This is a genomic window from Mycobacterium sp. 852002-53434_SCH5985345 (genome assembly GCF_001667155.1).
GTDB lineage: Bacteria > Actinomycetota > Actinomycetes > Mycobacteriales > Mycobacteriaceae > Mycobacterium.
In genome coordinates this window covers 204,162-222,712 of record NZ_LZIE01000066.1, presented here as the reverse complement: position 1 = coordinate 222,712, position 18,551 = coordinate 204,162, and the positions used below count along the sequence as shown (strand labels likewise).

General features: G+C 68.4%; 8 protein-coding genes. 5 read left to right on the top strand and 3 right to left on the bottom strand.

The window, feature by feature from the left end; all coding sequences use genetic code 11:
* Nucleotide 1 precedes the first annotated feature (1 nt).
* Genes A5756_RS16885 through A5756_RS16865 form a run of 5 tightly spaced genes read left to right on the top strand, consistent with a single transcriptional unit; the run spans nucleotide 2 to nucleotide 15,679 of the window.
* Complete coding sequence (locus tag A5756_RS16885) at nucleotides 2–1,093, top strand: ATP-binding cassette domain-containing protein (RefSeq protein WP_066954597.1); 1,092 nt, start codon at nucleotides 2–4, stop codon at nucleotides 1,091–1,093.
* A complete protein-coding gene (locus tag A5756_RS16880) occupies nucleotides 1,090–7,971 on the top strand; it encodes a type I polyketide synthase (RefSeq protein WP_231989207.1) in 6,882 nt (2,293 codons plus the stop codon). Before A5756_RS16885 ends, A5756_RS16880 begins: the two co-directional genes overlap by 4 nt.
* Nucleotides 7,964–13,285 carry a non-ribosomal peptide synthetase gene (locus A5756_RS16875; RefSeq protein WP_066954594.1) on the top strand — a complete coding sequence of 1,774 codons (5,322 nt, stop codon included), beginning with the start codon at nucleotides 7,964–7,966 and terminating at the stop codon, nucleotides 13,283–13,285. Before A5756_RS16880 ends, A5756_RS16875 begins: the two co-directional genes overlap by 8 nt.
* Nucleotides 13,286–13,289: 4 nt before the next feature.
* Entirely contained in the window at nucleotides 13,290–14,315 is a 1,026-nt protein-coding gene (locus A5756_RS16870) for an NAD-dependent epimerase/dehydratase family protein (protein WP_066954592.1), read from the top strand.
* Nucleotides 14,312–15,679 carry an FAD-binding oxidoreductase gene (locus A5756_RS16865; RefSeq protein ID WP_066954589.1) on the top strand — a complete coding sequence of 456 codons (1,368 nt, stop codon included), beginning with the start codon at nucleotides 14,312–14,314 and terminating at the stop codon, nucleotides 15,677–15,679. The genes A5756_RS16870 and A5756_RS16865 overlap by 4 nt, the downstream gene beginning before the upstream one ends.
* Here the strand turns inward: A5756_RS16865 and A5756_RS16860 are convergent.
* The 3 genes from A5756_RS16860 to A5756_RS16850 all read right to left on the bottom strand — a co-directional run bounded on the left by A5756_RS16860 (nucleotide 15,676) and on the right by A5756_RS16850 (nucleotide 18,270).
* Entirely contained in the window at nucleotides 15,676–16,014 is a 339-nt protein-coding gene (locus A5756_RS16860; RefSeq protein WP_066954586.1) for a hemophore-related protein, read from the bottom strand. The two genes, A5756_RS16865 and A5756_RS16860, sit on opposite strands and share 4 nt — an antisense overlap.
* Before the next feature lie 217 nt (nucleotides 16,015–16,231).
* The gene (locus A5756_RS16855; RefSeq protein ID WP_066954583.1) at nucleotides 16,232–16,588 is read right to left on the bottom strand and encodes a hemophore-related protein; all 357 of its coding nucleotides are present in this window, start codon (nucleotides 16,586–16,588) and stop codon (nucleotides 16,232–16,234) included.
* A gap of 239 nt (nucleotides 16,589–16,827) precedes the next feature.
* Complete coding sequence (locus A5756_RS16850; protein ID WP_066954580.1) at nucleotides 16,828–18,270, bottom strand: amidase family protein; 1,443 nt, start codon at nucleotides 18,268–18,270, stop codon at nucleotides 16,828–16,830.
* Nucleotides 18,271–18,551: the final 281 nt, after the last annotated feature.

Below are 18,551 nucleotides of genomic sequence, written 5' to 3'. Positions count from 1 at the left end.
CATGGGTGATTTGCGCATCAAGGATCTCGTCGTCGAATACTCGAACGGCGGGGAGCCGAACCGCGTCATCGACGGTCTGAATCTGGAGGTTGCGTCGGGATCGCTGGTGATTCTGTTGGGCCCCAGCGGATGTGGGAAGACCACGCTGCTGTCGTGCATCGGCGGCATCCTCAGCCCGACCAGCGGACGCGTCCAGGTCGGTGACACCGACGTCACGACGCTGGACCGCCGCAGGCTGACCACGTACCGGCGCCGCACCGTGGGCATCGTCTTTCAGTCGTTCAACCTGGTGGCAAGCCTTTCCGCGGTGGAGAACGTCGCGGTGCCACTCTGGGCGGCGGGCTCGGTGCGGCGGGCGGCGCGCGAGCGCGCCAAGGAATTGCTGGCCCGCGCCGGGCTGCAGGACCGCATGACGCACCGGCCCGGTGACCTCAGCGGCGGCGAGCGCGAACGGGTGGCGGTGGCCCGCGCGATCGCGCTGGACCCACCGCTGATCCTGGCCGACGAACCCACGGCCCACCTGGACTATGCCCGCGCGGAAGGGGTCCTGCGGCTGCTGAGGGAGTTGGCGAGCGGCGAGCGCATTGTCGTGGTCGCCACCCATGACACCCGGATCCTGCCGTTCGCCGACCGCGTGGTCAGGCTGATGCCGGATGTGCAACTGACCGACTCCGAGCCCGAAACGCTGCATCTGGCAAGCGGTTCGGTGCTGTTCGAGCAGGGCAGCATGGGGGACCTGATCTACGTCGTCACCGACGGCGAACTGGAAGTCATGCGCGAATCGGGTGACGGGACCGGGGAACTGGTCAAGGTCGCCTCGCCCGGCGAGTACGTCGGCGAGCTCGGGCCGTTGTTCCGGATGGCCCGCTCGGCGACGGTACGCGCACGCACCGACGCGGTCGTCACCGGCTACACGGTGGAGCAATTCCGCGTACTACTCGAGACCTACACCGAGGGCACCCTTGCCCGATCGAAAATGGCTCCGGGCCAAGGAAATACCAACCACAACCACTCACTCCTTGATGGAGCGACGCAGATGTCACGGTTCGGCGAAGAAGTAGCAGCCCCGGGACCGACAGAGGGAACGAGATGAGCACCGCCGACAGGCAGCACGCCGAGCACGCAGACGACCACGCCGAATCAGCCTCGGAAACAGGGCATGACGCGTCGTCACTCATGGCGCCGACGCTGGTCGGACAGTTGCGGTACCGGGCCGAAAGCTATCGGGACAGGGTCGCGTTCACCTACTCTCGCGATGGCGAGGAGACCGAAGTCAGCCAGCTGACCTATGCCGAGCTGGATGCCAGGGCAAAGCGGATCGCAGCCAACCTGCAGCGCCACGGCGCCGCGGGCGAGCGCGTCCTGGTCCTGTGCCCCCCGGGTCTGGATTTCATCGCCGGCCTGTTCGGGTGCCTCTACGCGGGGGCGATCGCCGTACCGGTGCATCCGCCGGCGCGCGAGCACCTGGTTCCGCGCGTCGCCTCGATCGTCGCGGATGCCAAACCGCGCTTCGCTCTGTCGAACTCAGAGATGCAAGCGCGAATCAAGGCGACGGTGGACGGTCTGGTCAAGGGACGTCCGCTGCAGTGGTTCGTCACCGACACGGGGGGCGACGAGGCGCAGTGGGTTCCACCCGGGATCGACTCCAGCACAATCGCGATGATCCAGTACACCTCGGGCTCCACGGCCGCACCGAAAGGCGTTGTGCTGTCGCATGGCAACCTCGCCCACAATCTGGAGACCATCCGCCAGTCGTGGAAGTCGGGATTCGACCGGGAGGCAACCGGTGTGTTCTGGCTGCCGCCCTACCACGACATGGGCCTCATCGGCGGCGTCCTCGAGACCATTTATGTCGGCGGTACCTCCGTCCTCATGCCGCCGAACGCGTTCATCAAGCGCCCGATGCGGTGGTTGGAAGCGATATCCCGGCACCGCGCCAAGATCACCGCCGCCCCCAACTTCGCCTATGACCTGTGCATCGAACTCAGTACCCCTGAGGAGCGTGCCGCCCTCGACCTGTCCAACTGGTCGACGGCCATGTGCGGTGCCGAGCCGGTGCGTCCCTCGACCATGCAGGGCTTCGCGGAGGCGTTCGCCCCGGCGGGTTTTCGGCCCGAGGCGTTCGCGCCGGTCTATGGGCTGGCGGAGGCGACGCTGCTGGTGTCCGGCGGGTCGGACTCCCCGGTCCCGGTGGTTCTGCACATAGATCGCGCGGCGCTGGGTGAACGCCGGGTCGTCGAGATCGCGACGGAAGACCCGAGCGCGTTGACGTTGGTCGGTTGCGGCCGGCCGCCGGGCGGTCAGGAGGTCATCATCGTCGATCCCGAGACCCGGCGGCCCTGCGGGGCCGACGAGGTCGGCGAGATCTGGGTCGCCGGGCCGAGCGTGGCGCAGGGTTACTGGGGGAAGCCCGAAGTGACGGAAGAGGCGTTGCGCGCGCATCTTTCGGACAGCGGCCGGGGCCCGTTCCTTCGCACCGGGGACCTCGGGTTCTTCCGCTCCGGTGAGTTGTTCGTGACGGGTCGCGTCAAGGATCTCATCATCATTCGCGGCACCAACCACTATCCCGAGGACATCGAGCTCACCGTGCAGGCCTGTCACCCGGCACTGATGCGCGGCCGGGGCGCGGTCTTTTCGGTCGCGGCCGGACCGGACGCCCCCGAACGGGTTGTGGTCGTGCAGGAGGTGAGCGGCTATCATCTCGGCGACGCCGACCTCAACCAGATCGTCGACACCATCCGGACGGCGATCACCGAACACCATGAGATTCAGGCGGACGCCGTTGTTCTGGTGGACCCGTTGCGGATTCCCACCACGTCCAGCGGCAAGATCCAGCGGTCCGCATGCCGGCAGCAATTCCTCGACGGCCAGTTCGAGCCGGTCGCCGAATGGCGCGCACCGCTGCCCGACACCCACCCCGCGGCCGCCGCGCCGGAACACGCCGGGCGCACCGTCGCGGAGATCCAGGAATGGTTGATCGCCCAGCTCGCTCGTGAACTCGGCATTCCCGCGACGGATATCGACCCATCCCGGCCGTTCGCCTACTACGGCCTCGATTCGGTCCGTGCCATCAGGCTGACCGGCGCTCTGGAAACCTGGCTCGGATGCGAACTTTCGCCCACCATCGCCTACGAACACCCGACGATCGAGCTGCTCGCCCGCCATCTGGGCGGCAAGGGCACCGCGGTCGACCGCACCGCCGAAACCGTCGGTGAGACCAGCCCGCCCGCCGCGGACGAGCCGATCGCCATCATCGGCATCGGGTGCCGTTTTCCGGGCGCCGACGGGCCGGCGGCATTCTGGCGCGAGTTGTCGGAAGGCGTGGACGCGATCAGCGAGGTCCCGTCGGACCGCTGGGACGCCGATGCCTTCTACGACCCCGATCCGTCCGTGCCGGGCACCTCGGTCACTCGACGGGCCGGCTTCCTGCCCGAGGTCGACGAGTTCGACTTCGGATTCTTCGGCATCTCGCCTCGGGAATCGGCGCAGATGGATCCGCAGCAGCGGCTGATCCTCGAGGTGGCTTGGGAGGCATTGGAAGACGCCGGGCAGGTGCCGGAGCGGCTTGCCGGCAGTGACACCGGCGTGTTCGTCGGCATCGCGACCACCGACTACGCGAACCTCCGCGGCAACCAGATGCAGCTCGTCGACGCCTACACGGGCACCGGAAACGCGTTGAGCATCGCCGCCAACCGGCTCTCCTACTTCTACGACTTCCACGGGCCGAGCATGGCGATCGACACCGCCTGCTCGTCGTCGTTGGTCGCGGTCCACCTCGCGTGCCGCAGCCTGCGCGACGGCGAGTGCGGGGTGGCGCTGGCCGGAGGAGTGAACGTCATCCTGTCGCCGGCGCTGATGATCAACTTCAGCAAGGCCAAGGTGATGGCGCCCGACGGCCGCTGCAAGACCTTCGATGCCGGCGCGGACGGGTACGTACGGGGTGAAGGCGCCGGAATGGTCGTCCTGAAACCGCTCAGCCGGGCGCTGGCCGACAACGACCCGATCTATGCCGTGATCCGGGGCACCGCCATCAACCAGGACGGCCGGACCAACGGGCTGATCGCACCCAACCGGCGAGCGCAGGAAGCCGTGGTGGCCGCGGCCTACCGCCGCGCCGGCCTTTCTCCGGGCACCGCCCAGTACGTCGAGGCGCACGGCACCGGAACATTCCTGGGCGACGCGATGGAGGCGAACGCGCTGGGCACGGTACTGGCGGACGGCCGTCCGCCGGGCAGCCAGTGCCTGGTCGGCTCGGTCAAGACCAACATCGGGCACCTGGAGGCGGCGGCCGGAGTGGCCGGGCTGATCAAGGTGGCATTGGCCTTGCAGCACAAGGAGATTCCGCCGAGCCTGAACTTCGCCGAACCCAACCCGGAGATCCCCTTCGACAGCCTGCCGGTGCGGGTGGCGACAACGCTGACCCCGTGGCCGAAAAACGGTGGGCGGGCGGTCGCAAGTATCAGCTCGTTCGGCATGGGCGGCACCAACGCGCACGCCGTGCTGACCGAGGCCCCGCAGGCGCGGGCCGCCACGGCCGAGCGCGGCACGGCACCGGATCGAGCCGAGTTGCTGCCGATCTCCGCGCGGTCCCCCGAGGCCCTGGTCGCACTGGCCGAACGGTACGAGTCGGCGCTGGCGTCCGGGGTGGCGCTCGCCGACCTCTGCTATACGGCCGGCGTCCGTCGCGGCCACTACGAGCATCGGTTGTCCGTCGTCGCCGACTCGCCCGCCGCGATGTCGGAGGCGCTCGACGCCTACCGGCACGGGCAGTCACGGCAGGGGTTCGCCGTCGGACAGTGCCGTACCGGCCAGCGACCCAGGGTGGTCTTCGCCTTCCCCGGGCAGGGCTCACAGTGGCACGGCATGGGGCGGCGACTGCAGGCCGAGGAGCCCGTGTTCCGCGACGCCTTGGCGGCCTGCGACCGCGCGCTCATGCCCCACCTGGGACATTCCATCGTCGAGCTGCTGGCCAAGGACGAGGAAATCACCGACATCAGCCTGATCCAGCCCGCGATCTTCGCCATGCAGGTCGCGCTGGCCGCCCTATGGCGCTCCTGGGGGGTCGAGCCGACCGCGGTGGTCGGGCACAGCATGGGTGAGGTCGCGGCGGCGCACGTCGCCGGTGCGCTGAGCCTCGAAGACGCCGCACGGGTGATCCGCTTCCGCGCACTGATGCTCCGAACCGTGCGCGGCCGCGGGACCATGATGGCCGCGGAACTCAGCCCCGCCGAAGCGCAGGAGCTCATCGCCGGCCAGGAAAGCAAGGTCTCGATCGCCGCCAGCAACAGCTACCGATCGACGGTCTTGTCCGGGGATCAAAAGGTTTTGGCAAAGCTGATGGAGGTGCTGCAGCAGCGTGACCGGTTCTGCCGATGGGTCGACGTCGATGTGGCCGCCCACAGCCCGCAGATGGATCCGTTGGTTCCCGCTCTGCGCGGCGGGCTCGTCGGACTGCGGCCGACCGCGCCGGCGATACCCATCTACTCGACGGTGACCGGCGACCTGCTCACCGACCGCCTGGCCGACCCCGACTATTGGGCGGAGAACCTACGCTCGCCCGTGCATTTCTCCCCCGCACTGCGCCGGTTGCTGGAGGGCGGCCATGACGCGGTCGTCGAGATCAGCCCGCACCCGGTCCTGCTGAACTCCATCCGGGAGGACGCCCAGGACCTGGGGGTCAGTTGCGCCGCGTTGCCGTCGATGCGGCGTGACGACGGGGGACGGGCAACCGCGCTGACGTCGCTCGGCACCCTCTACACCCTCGGTCAGCCGGTCACCTGGGAGGCGATCTACCCCCCGGGCAGCCACTACGTGACGGCACCGACGTACCCGTGGCAGCGTGTGCATTCCTGGCTGGACGTCGGGGCGATCACCCCGAACGGCACCGGCCCGCTGCCGCAGGCCCCGGGCGCGACCGAGGCCGCGGGCTTGCGCGACCGGATGTATCGGCTGCGCTGGCAGCCCGCCTCCAGTCCGGCGGACCGGGACGGGTCGAGCCGGCCGGACGAGGCCGGCAGTTGGCTCATCCTGAGCGACGGCGCGAACACCGCGGACACCCTGCGGAAGCACCTCGAATCGCATGCTCAGCGGTGCGTGTTCGTCGAGCCGGCACCGAACGGCGACTTCGAGCGTCTCACCCCGGACAGTTACCGCCTTGACCCGACGCATCCCGATCACTTCAAACAGCTGCTGGAAGACGCCTTCACTGACGACCGGCCACCGTGCCGGGGGGTGGTGCACCTGTGGGACCTGCTCGCCGCACCGCCGGCCGAGACCTCACTCGAATCCCTGGATTCGGCAACAACTTTGGGCCCGGTGAGCGTCGTGCATCTGGTGCAGGCACTAGCGCGGGCCGGTTGGTCGCCGTCGCCACGGCTGTGGCTGGTGACGCGGGGAACGCAGGTGACCGATACCTCGGCGCCCGAAGCCGAGCCCGTGTCGATCGCGCAGGCTCCGGTGTGGGGGATGGCCCGCACGATCGACCACGAGCAACCGGAACTCCGTTGCACCTGTGTCGACCTGTCCGCCGGTGGCGGGGCGGAAGAGGCCCAACAAGAGGTCCAAGCCCTGTTCCGCGAGATGTGGGCCGACGACCGCGATGGCGACGTGGCACTGCGGGGCGACCGCCGCTATGTCGAACGACTGACCCGCTACGACGAGCCGGAACCCTCCGAGACCACGTCCTTCAAGCAAGACGCCACCTATCTCGTCACCGGCGGCCTCGGTGCGCTGGGACTCGTGGTGGCCAAGTGGATGGCCGAGCACGGCGCCCGGCACCTGGTCCTGATGGGACGTGGCGGCGCCTCGGAGGAGGCGCAGCAGACGCTGGACGCGCTGCGCGCGGCCGGCACCGAGGTGACCATCGCAAAGGGCGACGTCGCGAAAGCCGACGACGTCACGGCCATGCTGGAATCGATCGCCGAATCGATGCCGCCGCTGCGTGGGGTGGTGCATGCGGCCGGGATCGCCGACGACGCCATCCTGCTATGCCTCGACGAGGCGAAGCTGCGCAAGGTCATGGCGCCCAAGGTTCAGGGCGCCTGGAACCTGCACGCGCTGACCAAAGACGCCGACCTGGACCTCTTCGTGCTGTTCTCGTCGGCCTCGTCCCTGCTGGGTCCCCCCGGGGCGGCCAACTACGCGGCCGCGAACGCCTTCCTGGACGCGCTGGCGTGGCACCGACGTACCGAAGGCCGGCCGGCGTTGAGCGTGAACTGGGGGCCATGGGCCGGGCTCGGCTTCTTCACCCGGTCCGAGCTGCAAGACTACTTCGCCCAATACGGCGTGGCGGCCATGTCCGCGGCCGACAGCCTCCGGGCGCTGTCGTCGTTGCTGGAGCGGTCGGCCACGCAGGCCGTGGTTCTCGACATCGACTGGGCGGTTTGGCAACCCGACCTGCAGCCGCCGCTGCTCGCGGACCTTGGAATCGCGCCCTCGGCCGACAAGCCGGAGGCCGAGCCCGCAACCGGGCCGGGAGCCGGACTCTACGACGCACTGCAGGGCGCGACGCCGGAGGAGCGCCAACGGCTGCTGGAGACCTATCTGTCCGAGCTCGTCGCCGGCAAACTCGGTCTGGCACCGGCGAACCTGGACAAACAGACACCGCTGAACACCCTCGGCGTCGACTCGCTCATCACGCTGGAGCTGCGCATGCAGGTCGAACGCGACCTGGGCCTCGTGGTGCCGGTCACCCGACTGCTGGAGGGTCCCAGCGTGGCCAGCCTCGCCGAGTGGCTGCGCGAACATCTGCCGGAGCAAGCGGCCGGCGCACCCGCGACGCACGAGGTGGTGCCGCGGCTGGCCACTCCGGAGCCAACGGTCCACCGGCAAGCCGACGGCGCGCCGTCGGGCGGCATCGACCTGCTGACCCAGGTGCCGGAGCTTTCCGACGACGCCGTGGACGAACTGCTCCAAAAGGTCTTGGCCGAAAGAGGGGCCGAGCTTGCCGCGAAGGACGCCGGCGATGACTGACAAGCCCATCAACGTCGCCGGTCTGTCTCCGGAGAAAAAGCGGGCACTGCTCGCTCAGCTGCTGATGCAGAAGGCCGAGGAGTCGGCCTCGGTGCATCCGCAGTCGTACGGCCAGCGATCGATGTGGTTCATTCACAAACTCGCACCGGCCAGCGCCGCCTACAACGTGACGTACGCCGGCCGAATCAGGGGTGAGCTCGACGTCGCGGCGCTGGAACGCGCGGCCCAGGCGCTCGTAGACCGGCATCCGGCGCTACGGACCACGTACGCCGAGCGCGACGGACAACCGGTCCAGCTCGTGCATCCGCAATGGCCGGTGCGCATCGCCCGGCACCGCCTCGGCCCCGGTGAGCCCGACGTCGACGAGTGGATCCGGCGCGAGACCAACCGTCCTTTCGACCTGTACACCGGCCCGGTGCTGCGGCTGACGCTGCTCGAGCGCACACCCGACGAACATGTGTTGCTCTTGGGTTTGCACCACATCGCCGTCGACTTCTGGTCCATCGACATCATTCTCGACGAGCTGCGCTTGCTGTACGCCGCCGAGCACGGCGCGACCCCGCCTCCGCCACCCGCGGAAAGCTTCGTCGAATATGCCGACCAGCAGGCCCTGATGCTCGCGGGCGCCGAGGGCGAGGACCTCTGGGCCTACTGGCGTGACCAGTTGGCCGGCGAACTGCCGGTCCTGCAATTGCCCACCGACCGGCCGCGGCCCGCCGTCCAGACCTACCCGGGCACCGTGCGCCGGTTCACCGTCGACCCCGCGGTGACGGCCGGGATCATTCAACTGGGCCGCAAGGTGGGCGCGACGCCCTACATGACACTGCTGGCGGCCTACGCCGCGTTGCTGCACCGCTACAGCGGCCAGGGTCACCTGGTGATCGGCTCCCCGTTCGCCTGCCGTGACCGGGTCGCGCTTGAGGGCCTGGTCGGCTACCTCACTAACCCGGTCGCCCTGCGGGCCGACCTGCACGACGATCCGACGTTCATGACCCTGCTCGGCCGCGTCAAGGACACCGTGCAGGGTGCCCTCGAACACCAGGACTATCCCTTCGCGCTGCTCGTCGAGCGGCTTCGGCCGCCGCGCGACCCGAGCCGCACGCCGCTGTTCGGAGTCTCGTTCGCCTGGGAACAGACGCGCCGCTTCACCGACGACGCCGGCCCGGAACCCGGGGGGCTGCCGCTCGAGACCCTCCATGTCGGGCAGGGCGGCGCGCCGTTCGACCTGATGATGGAGGTCGGCGAACACGACGGAAAGCTTTCCGGCGTACTGCAATACAACACCGACCTCTTCGACGCCGCGACCATCGAGCGGCTGGCCGGGCACTTCGCCACCCTGCTCGGCGGCATCGTCGCCGACCCCGCCCGGCCGGTCTCGCAGCTGCCGCTGCTCACCGAGGCGGAGCGCCGCCAGCAGGCCGCCTGGAATCAGACCGAGGTCACCTACGACGGCCCGGCCTGCCTGCACGAGATGGTCGCCGCCACGGTCGTGCGCACCCCGGACGCCGTCGCGGTGACGTGTGAGGACCGCGACGTGACCTATGCGGAACTCGACCGCCGGGCCAACGGTCTCGCCCACCGGCTGCGCGAGCTCGGCGTGGGGCCCGAGACGGTCGTGCCCGTCCTGCTGGACCGCTCCGAGGATCTGGTGGTGGCCGTGCTGGGCGTCCTCAAGGCCGGCGGCGCCTTCATGCCGCTCGACTCCGCGCAGCCCGCACAGCGGATGGCCGCGATGCTGGACGACGTACCGGACGCGCCGGTCTGCGTCACCCACCGGAGCAAACTGGAGCACCTGCCGCCCGGCTTCACCGGTCACCGGCTCTGCCTGGACGATCCGTCGGCGCCGTCGGGCGAGGACGCCGCCCCGGTCTGCGAGACGACGTCGGCAAACCTCGCATACGTCATCCACACTTCCGGTTCCACGGGTAAGCCGAAGGGAACGCTCAACACCCACGCCGGGATTCGTAACCGGCTGCTGTGGATGCAGGACGCCTACCGGCTGACCGCCGACGACCGGGTGCTGCACAAGACGCCGGTGAGCTTCGACCCGTCCGTCTGGGAACTGTTCTGGCCCTTGATCGTCGGGGCCCGGGTGGTCATCGCCAAGCCCGAGGGGCATAAGGATGCCGCGTATCTGGTTCGGACCATCGTCGAACAGCGCGTCACCACAATGCATTTCGTGCCGTCGATGATGCGCCGCTTCCTCGCCGAGCCCGGGGTGGCCGCGTGCACCGCACTGCGCCGGGTGATCTGCAGTGGCGAGGCGCTGCCGTACGACCTGCGCGACCACTTCATGGCCACGCTGGACGCCGAGCTCTACAACCTCTATGGGCCCACCGAGGCGGCGATCGACGTCACCGCATTCCACTGCGAGCGAGGCGAATCCGGCACGCTGGTGCCGATCGGGCGACCGATCGCCAACATCCGCGCCTACATCCTGGACGCGCACCTGCAACCGGTGCCGATCGGTGTGCCCGGCGAACTGTACATCGGCGGGGTGGGGCTCGGCCGCGGCTACCTCAACCGGCCGGATCTGACGGGCGCCATCTTCGTGGCCGACCCGTTCGGCGGCGATACCGCACACCCCGGCCAGCGGCTCTACCGCACCGGCGACCTGACCAGGTATCTGCCGGACGGCAACATCGACTACCTGGGACGCATCGACTTTCAGGTGAAGATCCACGGCTTCCGGATCGAGCCCGGCGAGATAGAGGCCGCGCTGGCCCAACACCCCGCGGTGGCCGAGAACGCGGTGGTGATCAGAACCGACAGCCGCGGGAACCCCATCCTCGTCGCGCATGTCGTGCCGGCCGGCGGCGCGGCTCCGTCGACCGCGGAGTTGCGCCGGTTCCTGCTTGACCTGCTTCCCGCCGCCATGATGCCCGCGGTCTTCGAGGTGACAGACTCGCTGCCGCTCACGTCGAGCGGAAAGGTGGATCGCAAAGCCTTGATCGCGGCCGACAGGGCATCGGGGCCGCAGGAGCCGGCATTCGTCGCTCCGCGCACCCCCACCGAGAAGTTGCTGGCCGAAATCTGGTGCGCCGTACTGGATCTCGAGCGTGTCGGCGTCAACGACGACTTCTTCGCTCTCGGTGGTGCCTCGACCCAAAGCCTGGAGGTCGCGGTGCGGGCGAATGCGGCAGGCCTGCCGCTGCGGCCGGAGTCGATGTTCGTCTACGGCACCATCGCCGAGCTCGCCGCCGAATACGGTCCGCTCGCCGGCGATGCAACGGGTCACCCCGAAGCCCCCACCGAGGCCGTCGTCACGGCGCCGGCACCGGAGCAATCGGTGCAGGCCACACCCGAGGAGAAGCGAAACACGGTGATCGAAAGCATCGGCGTGTACCTTCCCGCGCGGACCGTGTCGACGAAGACGGTTATGGCCGAGTGCACCAACGAGATTCGCATACCGCTGGAACGTCTGACCGGCATCAAGAACCGGCGGGTGGTCGGCGAGGACGAGTTCTCGATCGACCTCGCCAGGAAGGCGGCCGAAGATTGCCTGTCGCGGTCCAGCTATCGGCGCGAGGAGATCGACCTAATCATCGCCTGCAACATCTCCCGGCGTGACGGACTCGGGCACCGGTTCAGCTTCGAGCCCAGCACCGCCACGCGGCTCCGCGACCAATGCGGCCTTGGCAATGCGCTGGCCTTCGACATCAGCAACGCGTGCGCCGGAATGTTCACCGGCATTACCGTCGCCGACGCATTCCTGCAGACCGGGCTGATTCGGAACGCCCTGGTGGTCAGCGGCGAATACATCAGTCACCTGTGCGAGACCGCCCAGAAGGAAATCGAGGGGCCGATGGATCCGCGGATCGCGTGCCTGACCCTCGGCGACGCCGGTGCGGCGGTGGTCCTCGAGCGCGGGCCGAACAACAAGGTCGGCTTCCACGACATCGATATGGCCACCCTGAGTCGCTACAGCAAGCTGTGCATCGCGAAGGTGACCGACGGCCCGCACGGCGGTGCCATCATGTTCACCGACTCCGTTACTCAGACCGCGATCGCGGTCAAGCACGCGGTGCCCTACGTCGCCGGGGTAATGCAGCGACACGGCTGGCGGCCGGAGACCACCGACCACCTGGTGATGCACCAGACGTCCGAGGCCTCGCTCAACGACGCGGTCGTCGCCATCAACCAGATGTTCGGGGACGGCGCGGCCAACCGGGGCAACACCATCTACAACATCGCCGAGCGCGGGAACACCGCCACCACGACCCACATCGTCGCCCTGAACGACTACATCCTGAGCAATCGGATCAATTCCGGTGACAATGTGGTCTTTTCGATCACCGGCTCCGGACAGACCGTCGGCGCAGCGCTGTACACCTTCGACGACCTGCCCGACCGGATGCGCCGGGGTGCCGGCGGCGGCCACGCCCCCGGCATGGCGACCGACGGCAACCACAAAGCCGCTCCGGCGATGCCCCGCGTGCGCATCGACGGCGTCGGCCTCGCTCCGGCCGAGCAACCGGCTTCCCCCAGCTCGATCCAGCTCGCGGTCCAGGCCGCAGAGGCGTGCCTCGAACGCAGCGGCCTGGATCGGAGCTCGCTGGGGCTGATCATCAATTCCGGCATCTACCGCGACGAGTTCCTCAGCGAGCCGGCAGTCGCCGCGCTCGTCGCCGGCGAACTGGACATCAACGGGGAGGTGGACTCCCCGGACGGGCCCAAGACCTTCGCCTTCGACGTCCTCAACGGCGCCGTCGGCTTCCTCAACGCCTGCCAGGTCGCCGCGGGGATGATCGGGGCGGGAAAGGTGGAGCACGCAATGGTGATGGCCTCGGAGATCGAAAACAACGGCCCCGACAGCGGCTATCCGCAACGCGGCATCAGCCAGACGGGCTCGGCGGTCCTGCTGCGCAGGAGCGACGGCCCGGAAGGCTTCGGCCGCTTCGTGTTCCAGCACCACCCGGAGTACAGCGGGGCCCTGGCCACCTACACCCAGCAGCGCGACGGGCGGGCCGGGTTACAGATCGAGCGTGACCCCAACCTCGCCGCGATCTACCTGAGTTGTATTCCCGCCGCTGCCAAGGAACTTCTGGCCCTCGGGGGACTCAACCCCACCGACATCGCGGCGGTGCTCCCGCCGTATCTGTCCCCGGAGGCGCTCGACGAACTGGCCGCCCAGATCGGCATCCGGAGATCGAGGTTCGTCGAGCTCGCCGCGGACAGCGACCCGTTCACGTCGTCCGTGCCGTACGGGCTGGAGCAAGCCCGGCGGCAGGGGCTGGCGCGACCGGGCGACGTCGCGTTGATACTCACCGTCGGCTCGGGCGTCGAGGTCGGCTGCACGACCTACCGTTTCTGATCCCATGCGCGCATTCGTCACCGGAGGGACCGGGTTCGTGGGGTCGAACCTGGTGGCCGCCTTGGTCAAACGAGGGATCGATGTCCGCGTGCTGCGGCGGTCGACGTCGTCGCTGGCTGCATTGGCCGGCCTGGACTGCGAGACGTGCGTCGGCGACGTGCTGGACGAGATGGACACCCTCACCGCCGCGATGGCCGGCTGCGACTGGGTGTTCCACACCGCCGCGATCTCCGACTACTGGCGCTACCGCGGGCAAAATCTCCTCTACCGCACCAACATTGGCGGTACCCGCAACATGTTGGGCGCCGCCCTGCGCTCGGGTGTAAAACGGTTCGTCCTCACCAGTTCCCTCGCCGCGCTCGGGGTGCCGGAGCCCGGACACCTGCTCACCGAGTCCGACCGCTTCAACCTGCGTCCGCGCCAGTTTCCATACGGCTACAGCAAGCACCTCGCCGAATCCGAGCTGCGCCTCGCCGTCGCCGCCGGCCTTGCGGCCGTGGCGGTCAATCCGTCGGTCGTCATCGGGCCGGGCGACCTCAACGGCACGGAGAGTGCGATGTTCGTCCAGGCCGCACGGGGACGGCTGCGGGTCGCCGCACCCGGGGGCACCAACTTTGTGGCGGTCGGCGACGTGGTGGCGGGCCACATCGCCGCCGCAGAGCGGGGACGCGCCGGTGAGCACTACATCCTGGCCGGCGAAAACCTCAGCTTCCGTGAGGCTTTCGCGACCGTCAACGACATAGCCGGCCGGCCCGGGCCGCGGGTCGTGCTCCCCGCGTGGACCATACCGGTGGCCGCGGCCGCCGTGGGCGCGGCCCGCTTCGTGGTCGGCCCACGACTGCCCGTCGGGGGCAAGCAGATGCGGCTGTCGTCCGTTGGCATCTACGCCGACGGCAGCAAGTCCCGCACCGAATTGGGCGTCCCCTATACGCCGTTTCGGACGGCCGCCCAGAGTGCCTACGACTGGTACCTGGAAAACCACTACCTGCCGGAACAACCCGCGGATTCCCGGGCACGCATACGGAGATGACACGCGCGATCGACGCGATACCGGGCTTCACCGGCCACATAGTCCACCCCGGCAGCGACGACTACGACTCGGCGCGGCAGGTTTTCAACGCCCTCGTCGACAAGCGGCCCGCCGTCGTGCTGCGCTGCCGCTCCCGCGCGGACATCGTCGCCGCCGTCCGCTACGCCGTCGGCTCCGGAGCCGAGATCGCGGTGCGGTGCAGCGGGCACAGCGTCGCCGGACACTCCTCGACCGACGGCGGCATCCTCATCGACCTCTCCCTCATGCGCGGCGTCGTCGTCGACGCCGAGCACCGGATCGCGGTCGTCCAGCCCGGCGCAACCTGGCGCGACATCGACCGGGTCACCGGCCGCCACGGTCTGGCCTGCCCCGGCGGGGTGGTGTCCACGACGGGTGTGGGCGGCTTCACGCTCGGCGGCGGGGTCGGCTGGTTGGCCCGCGCATACGGCCTGACCTGTGACAATCTGACCGCAGCGGAGCTCGTGCTGGCCAACGGGGAGGTGCTGTACGTCAGCGGGGCACAGAACGCGGAGGTCCTGTGGGGACTGCGGGGCGGCGGCGGCAACTTCGGGGTGGTCGCACACTTCGTGCTCGATCTGCACCCGGTCGATCAGGTCATCGGGGGCATGCGAGCCTACGACGACACCGACGCCGAGGCCGTGCTGAAACACTTTCGCGCCCAGATGAACAACGCCGACGACCACCTCGCGTCCCTCGTCGACTTCGGCACCGATGAGGGCTCGGGGCGCCGGCTGGTCACGATACTGAGCTGCTCGACGAGACCCGACGAGATCGGTCGGGCCGCCGTCGGCGCGCTCGCGCAGGTCGCCGGGGCGGCCACCGAACCGGTGATGGCGCTGCAACGCGAAGTCGCCTATCCCACTTGGCAACAGGCCCTCGACCACACGGCCCCGTTCGGGCGGCTGAACTATTGGAAGTCGACTTTTCTCACGGAGCTATCCGACGACGCGATCCGGCGGATCGCGATGCTCGGGCGGACGCGCCCCGCGCCGCAGACGCACGTGCACCTGATCCGGCTCGGCGGCGTTGCGAGCCGCGTTCCGCCGCAGGCGACCGCCTTTTCGACCCGCAACTATCCCTACATCGTGCACCTGATCACCACGTGGACGGACCCCGCCGACACCGAACGGTGCAAACTGTGGACGGATGAAGCGTACGAAACGCTGCGCCCCCTCGGTCCGACCGGCGTGTACCTCAATTTCGTGGGCGACGAAGGGCCGCTGCGCATCCGGGCGAGCTTCGGTGAAGCAACCTACCGCCGACTCGCCAAGCTGAAGGCTCGCCTCGATCCGGACAACCGCTTCGCGCTGAACCAGAACGTCGAGCCCGCAGCGGACAGCTAGTAGTTGCCGCAGGAGTTGGCCAACGGCACGACAATGCCGTGGAACGGGGCGGCGTCGGGGTTGTTTCCCATGTCCTGCAGCAACTGCCGGCGCTTGGGCCGCGGCGCAGCGACGAGATCGTGCAACCAGGCCTGGGCCTCCGGGGAAGCGTTGAATTGCGCCGCGGGACCCGGGAACTCCGCATTCAGCGCCGCCACCACCTGCTGGTAGTTGCACGGGCTGTTGACGGCCGGAGTGATGTCGGGGTCGGCGGATGCGACTCCGATTCCATTGGTGAACGGCAATGCCAGTCCACAAAGTACGACGGCCAATTTGGCCAACGACGGAGTGATCATTGTTTACCCCCCTTTACTGAGGCGTCGATGCCGGTCTCGGCGACATCTGAAGGAGCTCGCCTCTTTCGGTCAGTAGTTGATTCGTTACAACTACAGCCTCACCCCGCGCACGCCGTTCGACAACCCGCCAATCGGCCCAAATTCCGAGGCCCTTCGGCCCTTGGTCCAACCTGGCCCGGGCCGGCCAATGCGCCTGGTGCGGCCCGGGCCCGGGTGCTCAGTACTTGTTGCAGATTTTCGCGACGTTCTTCATCGTTTGGAGGTACGGCTGCGCGTCGGGCATGCCCTGGATCTGCGCAGCCAATTGCCGGCGCTGATCGGGCGGCGAATCGACGAACTGATGCAAGAAGCCCTGCGCAATCGGTGATCCGTTGAATTTCGCGGCATCGTCCGGATATTGCGTGTTGAGCGCCGCCGTCGCCTGATCGTACGTACAGGTCGAGTTGATGACCCGTTCCAGATCGGGATCGGGAGCGGGAGCGGGATCCGCGGACGCGATGCCGGCTCCAGTGGCGAGGGATAACGCCAGACCACCAGTCGCGACTGCCAATCTGGTCCACGAAGACGTGACCATGTGAATAACCTTTCAACGGGAAGCACCGCGATAAATGCGGCGATGATTATGTCAGCCTAGCGCCTGTTTCGGGGTACGGGTCCCTTCCGGGCTCTGGAGTATCTAAGAATTCATTAGCGGCGAAATAAGACGTCTTTCGTCATGCAATTCCACGCATTGTCCGCCGGTCAAATCGCATGCAGCGCAACATAAATAAGGCCCGCGCAGCCCACCGACGCACGATCTTTGGGGAGCCAACCCTAAGCCGGTGTGCGATACCGCGCAGCCGGTGGGCGGTGCTGTGCCCACGGGCGCACCGACTCCAGTTGCGCGGCAAGCGAAATGAGCGTCAACCCATCGTTGGGCCGCCCCACCAGATGGACCGCTTCGGGCAGCCCGTTCGGCGAGATTCCGACCGGGACCGACATGGCCGGTTGCCCGGTGTAGTTCTGCGTCGGGGTGAATGGCATGAACCCCAACACCCGCGCCATCGCGCGAGTCGGTCCCAGCCCCTCGAGGTGCCCGACGGGCACCGGCGGCTTACCCAATACCGGCGTCAAGAGCACGTCGAAATCGGCGACGGGCCGCAGCCCGCGCTCGCTCATTCGGTCGCGGGCGGCCAGCGCGCGGCGCGCCAGCCAGTCGGGGATCAGCCGGGCGGTACGTCCCTCGGCCTGAATCCGCCGCTCCAACAGCTCGGGTGTGGGCAGCCGCTCGATTTCATCGGCGAGGCCGTGCATCATCAGCGCGAACACCGAAAGGACGGCGGCCGGCGGATAGACCGGATCGCGCTCGACGACTTCGTGGCCGAGCGAGCGCAGCAGCTCGGCGGTCTCCAATACCGGTCGGCGCACTTCGTCGCTGACCGGCACCGGGATGACCGGTTTGAAGGACATGGCGATCCGCAGGCGCCGTGGCTCGCGCGACACCGCCTCGATGAGTGTCGGCGGCGGTGTCGCAGAGACGATTTCGTCGTTGGGCTCCAGGCCTGCCATCGCGTCGTGCAGCAGCGCCGCGTCGGCCACACTGCGGGCCAGTGCACCGATGTGATGCAGCCCGTGGAATCGGTAGGCCCGCTCCGGCGATTGCTTGGTGCTGATCCACCCGCGCTGACCCTTCAGGCCCACCACTCCGCAGCACGCGGCCGGGATGCGAACCGACCCGCCGCCGTCGGTGCCCAGCGCGCCGGGCACCATGCCGGCCGCCACTGCCGCCGCCGAACCGCCGCTGGAACCTCCGGTTGTCCGTTCCAGGTGCCAAGGATTGCGGGTAACACCCCAGGTGGGGGACTCGCACATCGGGACGGCGCCGAACTCGGGCAGATTCGTCTTGCCGATGATCACCGCCCCGGCTTCCCGAAGGCGCCGCACGGCGGCGCTGTCGCGGCTCACCGGGCCGGTGTCGATCGCGGTGCCGCACATCGACGACACTCCCGCCACATCGGTGTCGTCTTTGACCGCGATCGGCACGCCCGCCAGCGGCAGCACCTCGCCTGCGGCCAGCCGGCGTTCGACCTGCGCCGCTTCTGCCAGCGCCTGCTCGGCGAGCACGACCCGAAACGCATTTAAAATCGGATCGAGTTGAGCGATCCGCTCCAAGTGGAACTCCACCAGCTCTCGCGGCGAAACCTCGCGATCGCGCACCAGCTGCGCCAGCCGCGCCACCCCGGCAAAGCCCAGGCCCTGATCATCAACGGCGGTCATGCACGCCCTTTCGCGCCAACCCCCCGTCGGACTAAATACCCCGCCGAGTGTACGCACACCTTGACCGATGCCGCCGAGAACGAATTCATGCAGGCCAGCGAGGACTTGTCTCCTGCGGCAATAGGACTTTCGGCTCTCGTCCGCGATACCCGGAGGGTCAAAGAATGACTAGAAGCAGCGGTGGGAGGGGAGTCACTGCCTGCCAGGGAGGACATTTTCAATGGAAAAGTCCATGTCGTCCGCCGCGTTTGGCACGTGGCGCTTGATCGTCATGGCCAGTT

What these genes read in the sequence shown, in the direction of transcription:
- A5756_RS16855 (WP_066954583.1), bottom strand. Translation starts at nt 16,588, where the DNA reads ATGGTCACGTCTTCGTGGACCAGATTGGCAGTCGCGACTGGTGGTCTG.
- A5756_RS16865 (WP_066954589.1), top strand. Translation starts at nt 14,312, where the DNA reads ATGACACGCGCGATCGACGCGATACCGGGCTTCACCGGCCACATAGTC.
- A5756_RS16875 (WP_066954594.1), top strand. Translation starts at nt 7,964, where the DNA reads ATGACTGACAAGCCCATCAACGTCGCCGGTCTGTCTCCGGAGAAAAAG.
- A5756_RS16860 (WP_066954586.1), bottom strand. Translation starts at nt 16,014, where the DNA reads ATGATCACTCCGTCGTTGGCCAAATTGGCCGTCGTACTTTGTGGACTG.
- A5756_RS16870 (WP_066954592.1), top strand. Translation starts at nt 13,290, where the DNA reads ATGCGCGCATTCGTCACCGGAGGGACCGGGTTCGTGGGGTCGAACCTG.
- A5756_RS16880 (WP_231989207.1), top strand. Translation starts at nt 1,090, where the DNA reads ATGAGCACCGCCGACAGGCAGCACGCCGAGCACGCAGACGACCACGCC.
- A5756_RS16850 (WP_066954580.1), bottom strand. Translation starts at nt 18,270, where the DNA reads ATGACCGCCGTTGATGATCAGGGCCTGGGCTTTGCCGGGGTGGCGCGG.
- A5756_RS16885 (WP_066954597.1), top strand. Translation starts at nt 2, where the DNA reads ATGGGTGATTTGCGCATCAAGGATCTCGTCGTCGAATACTCGAACGGC.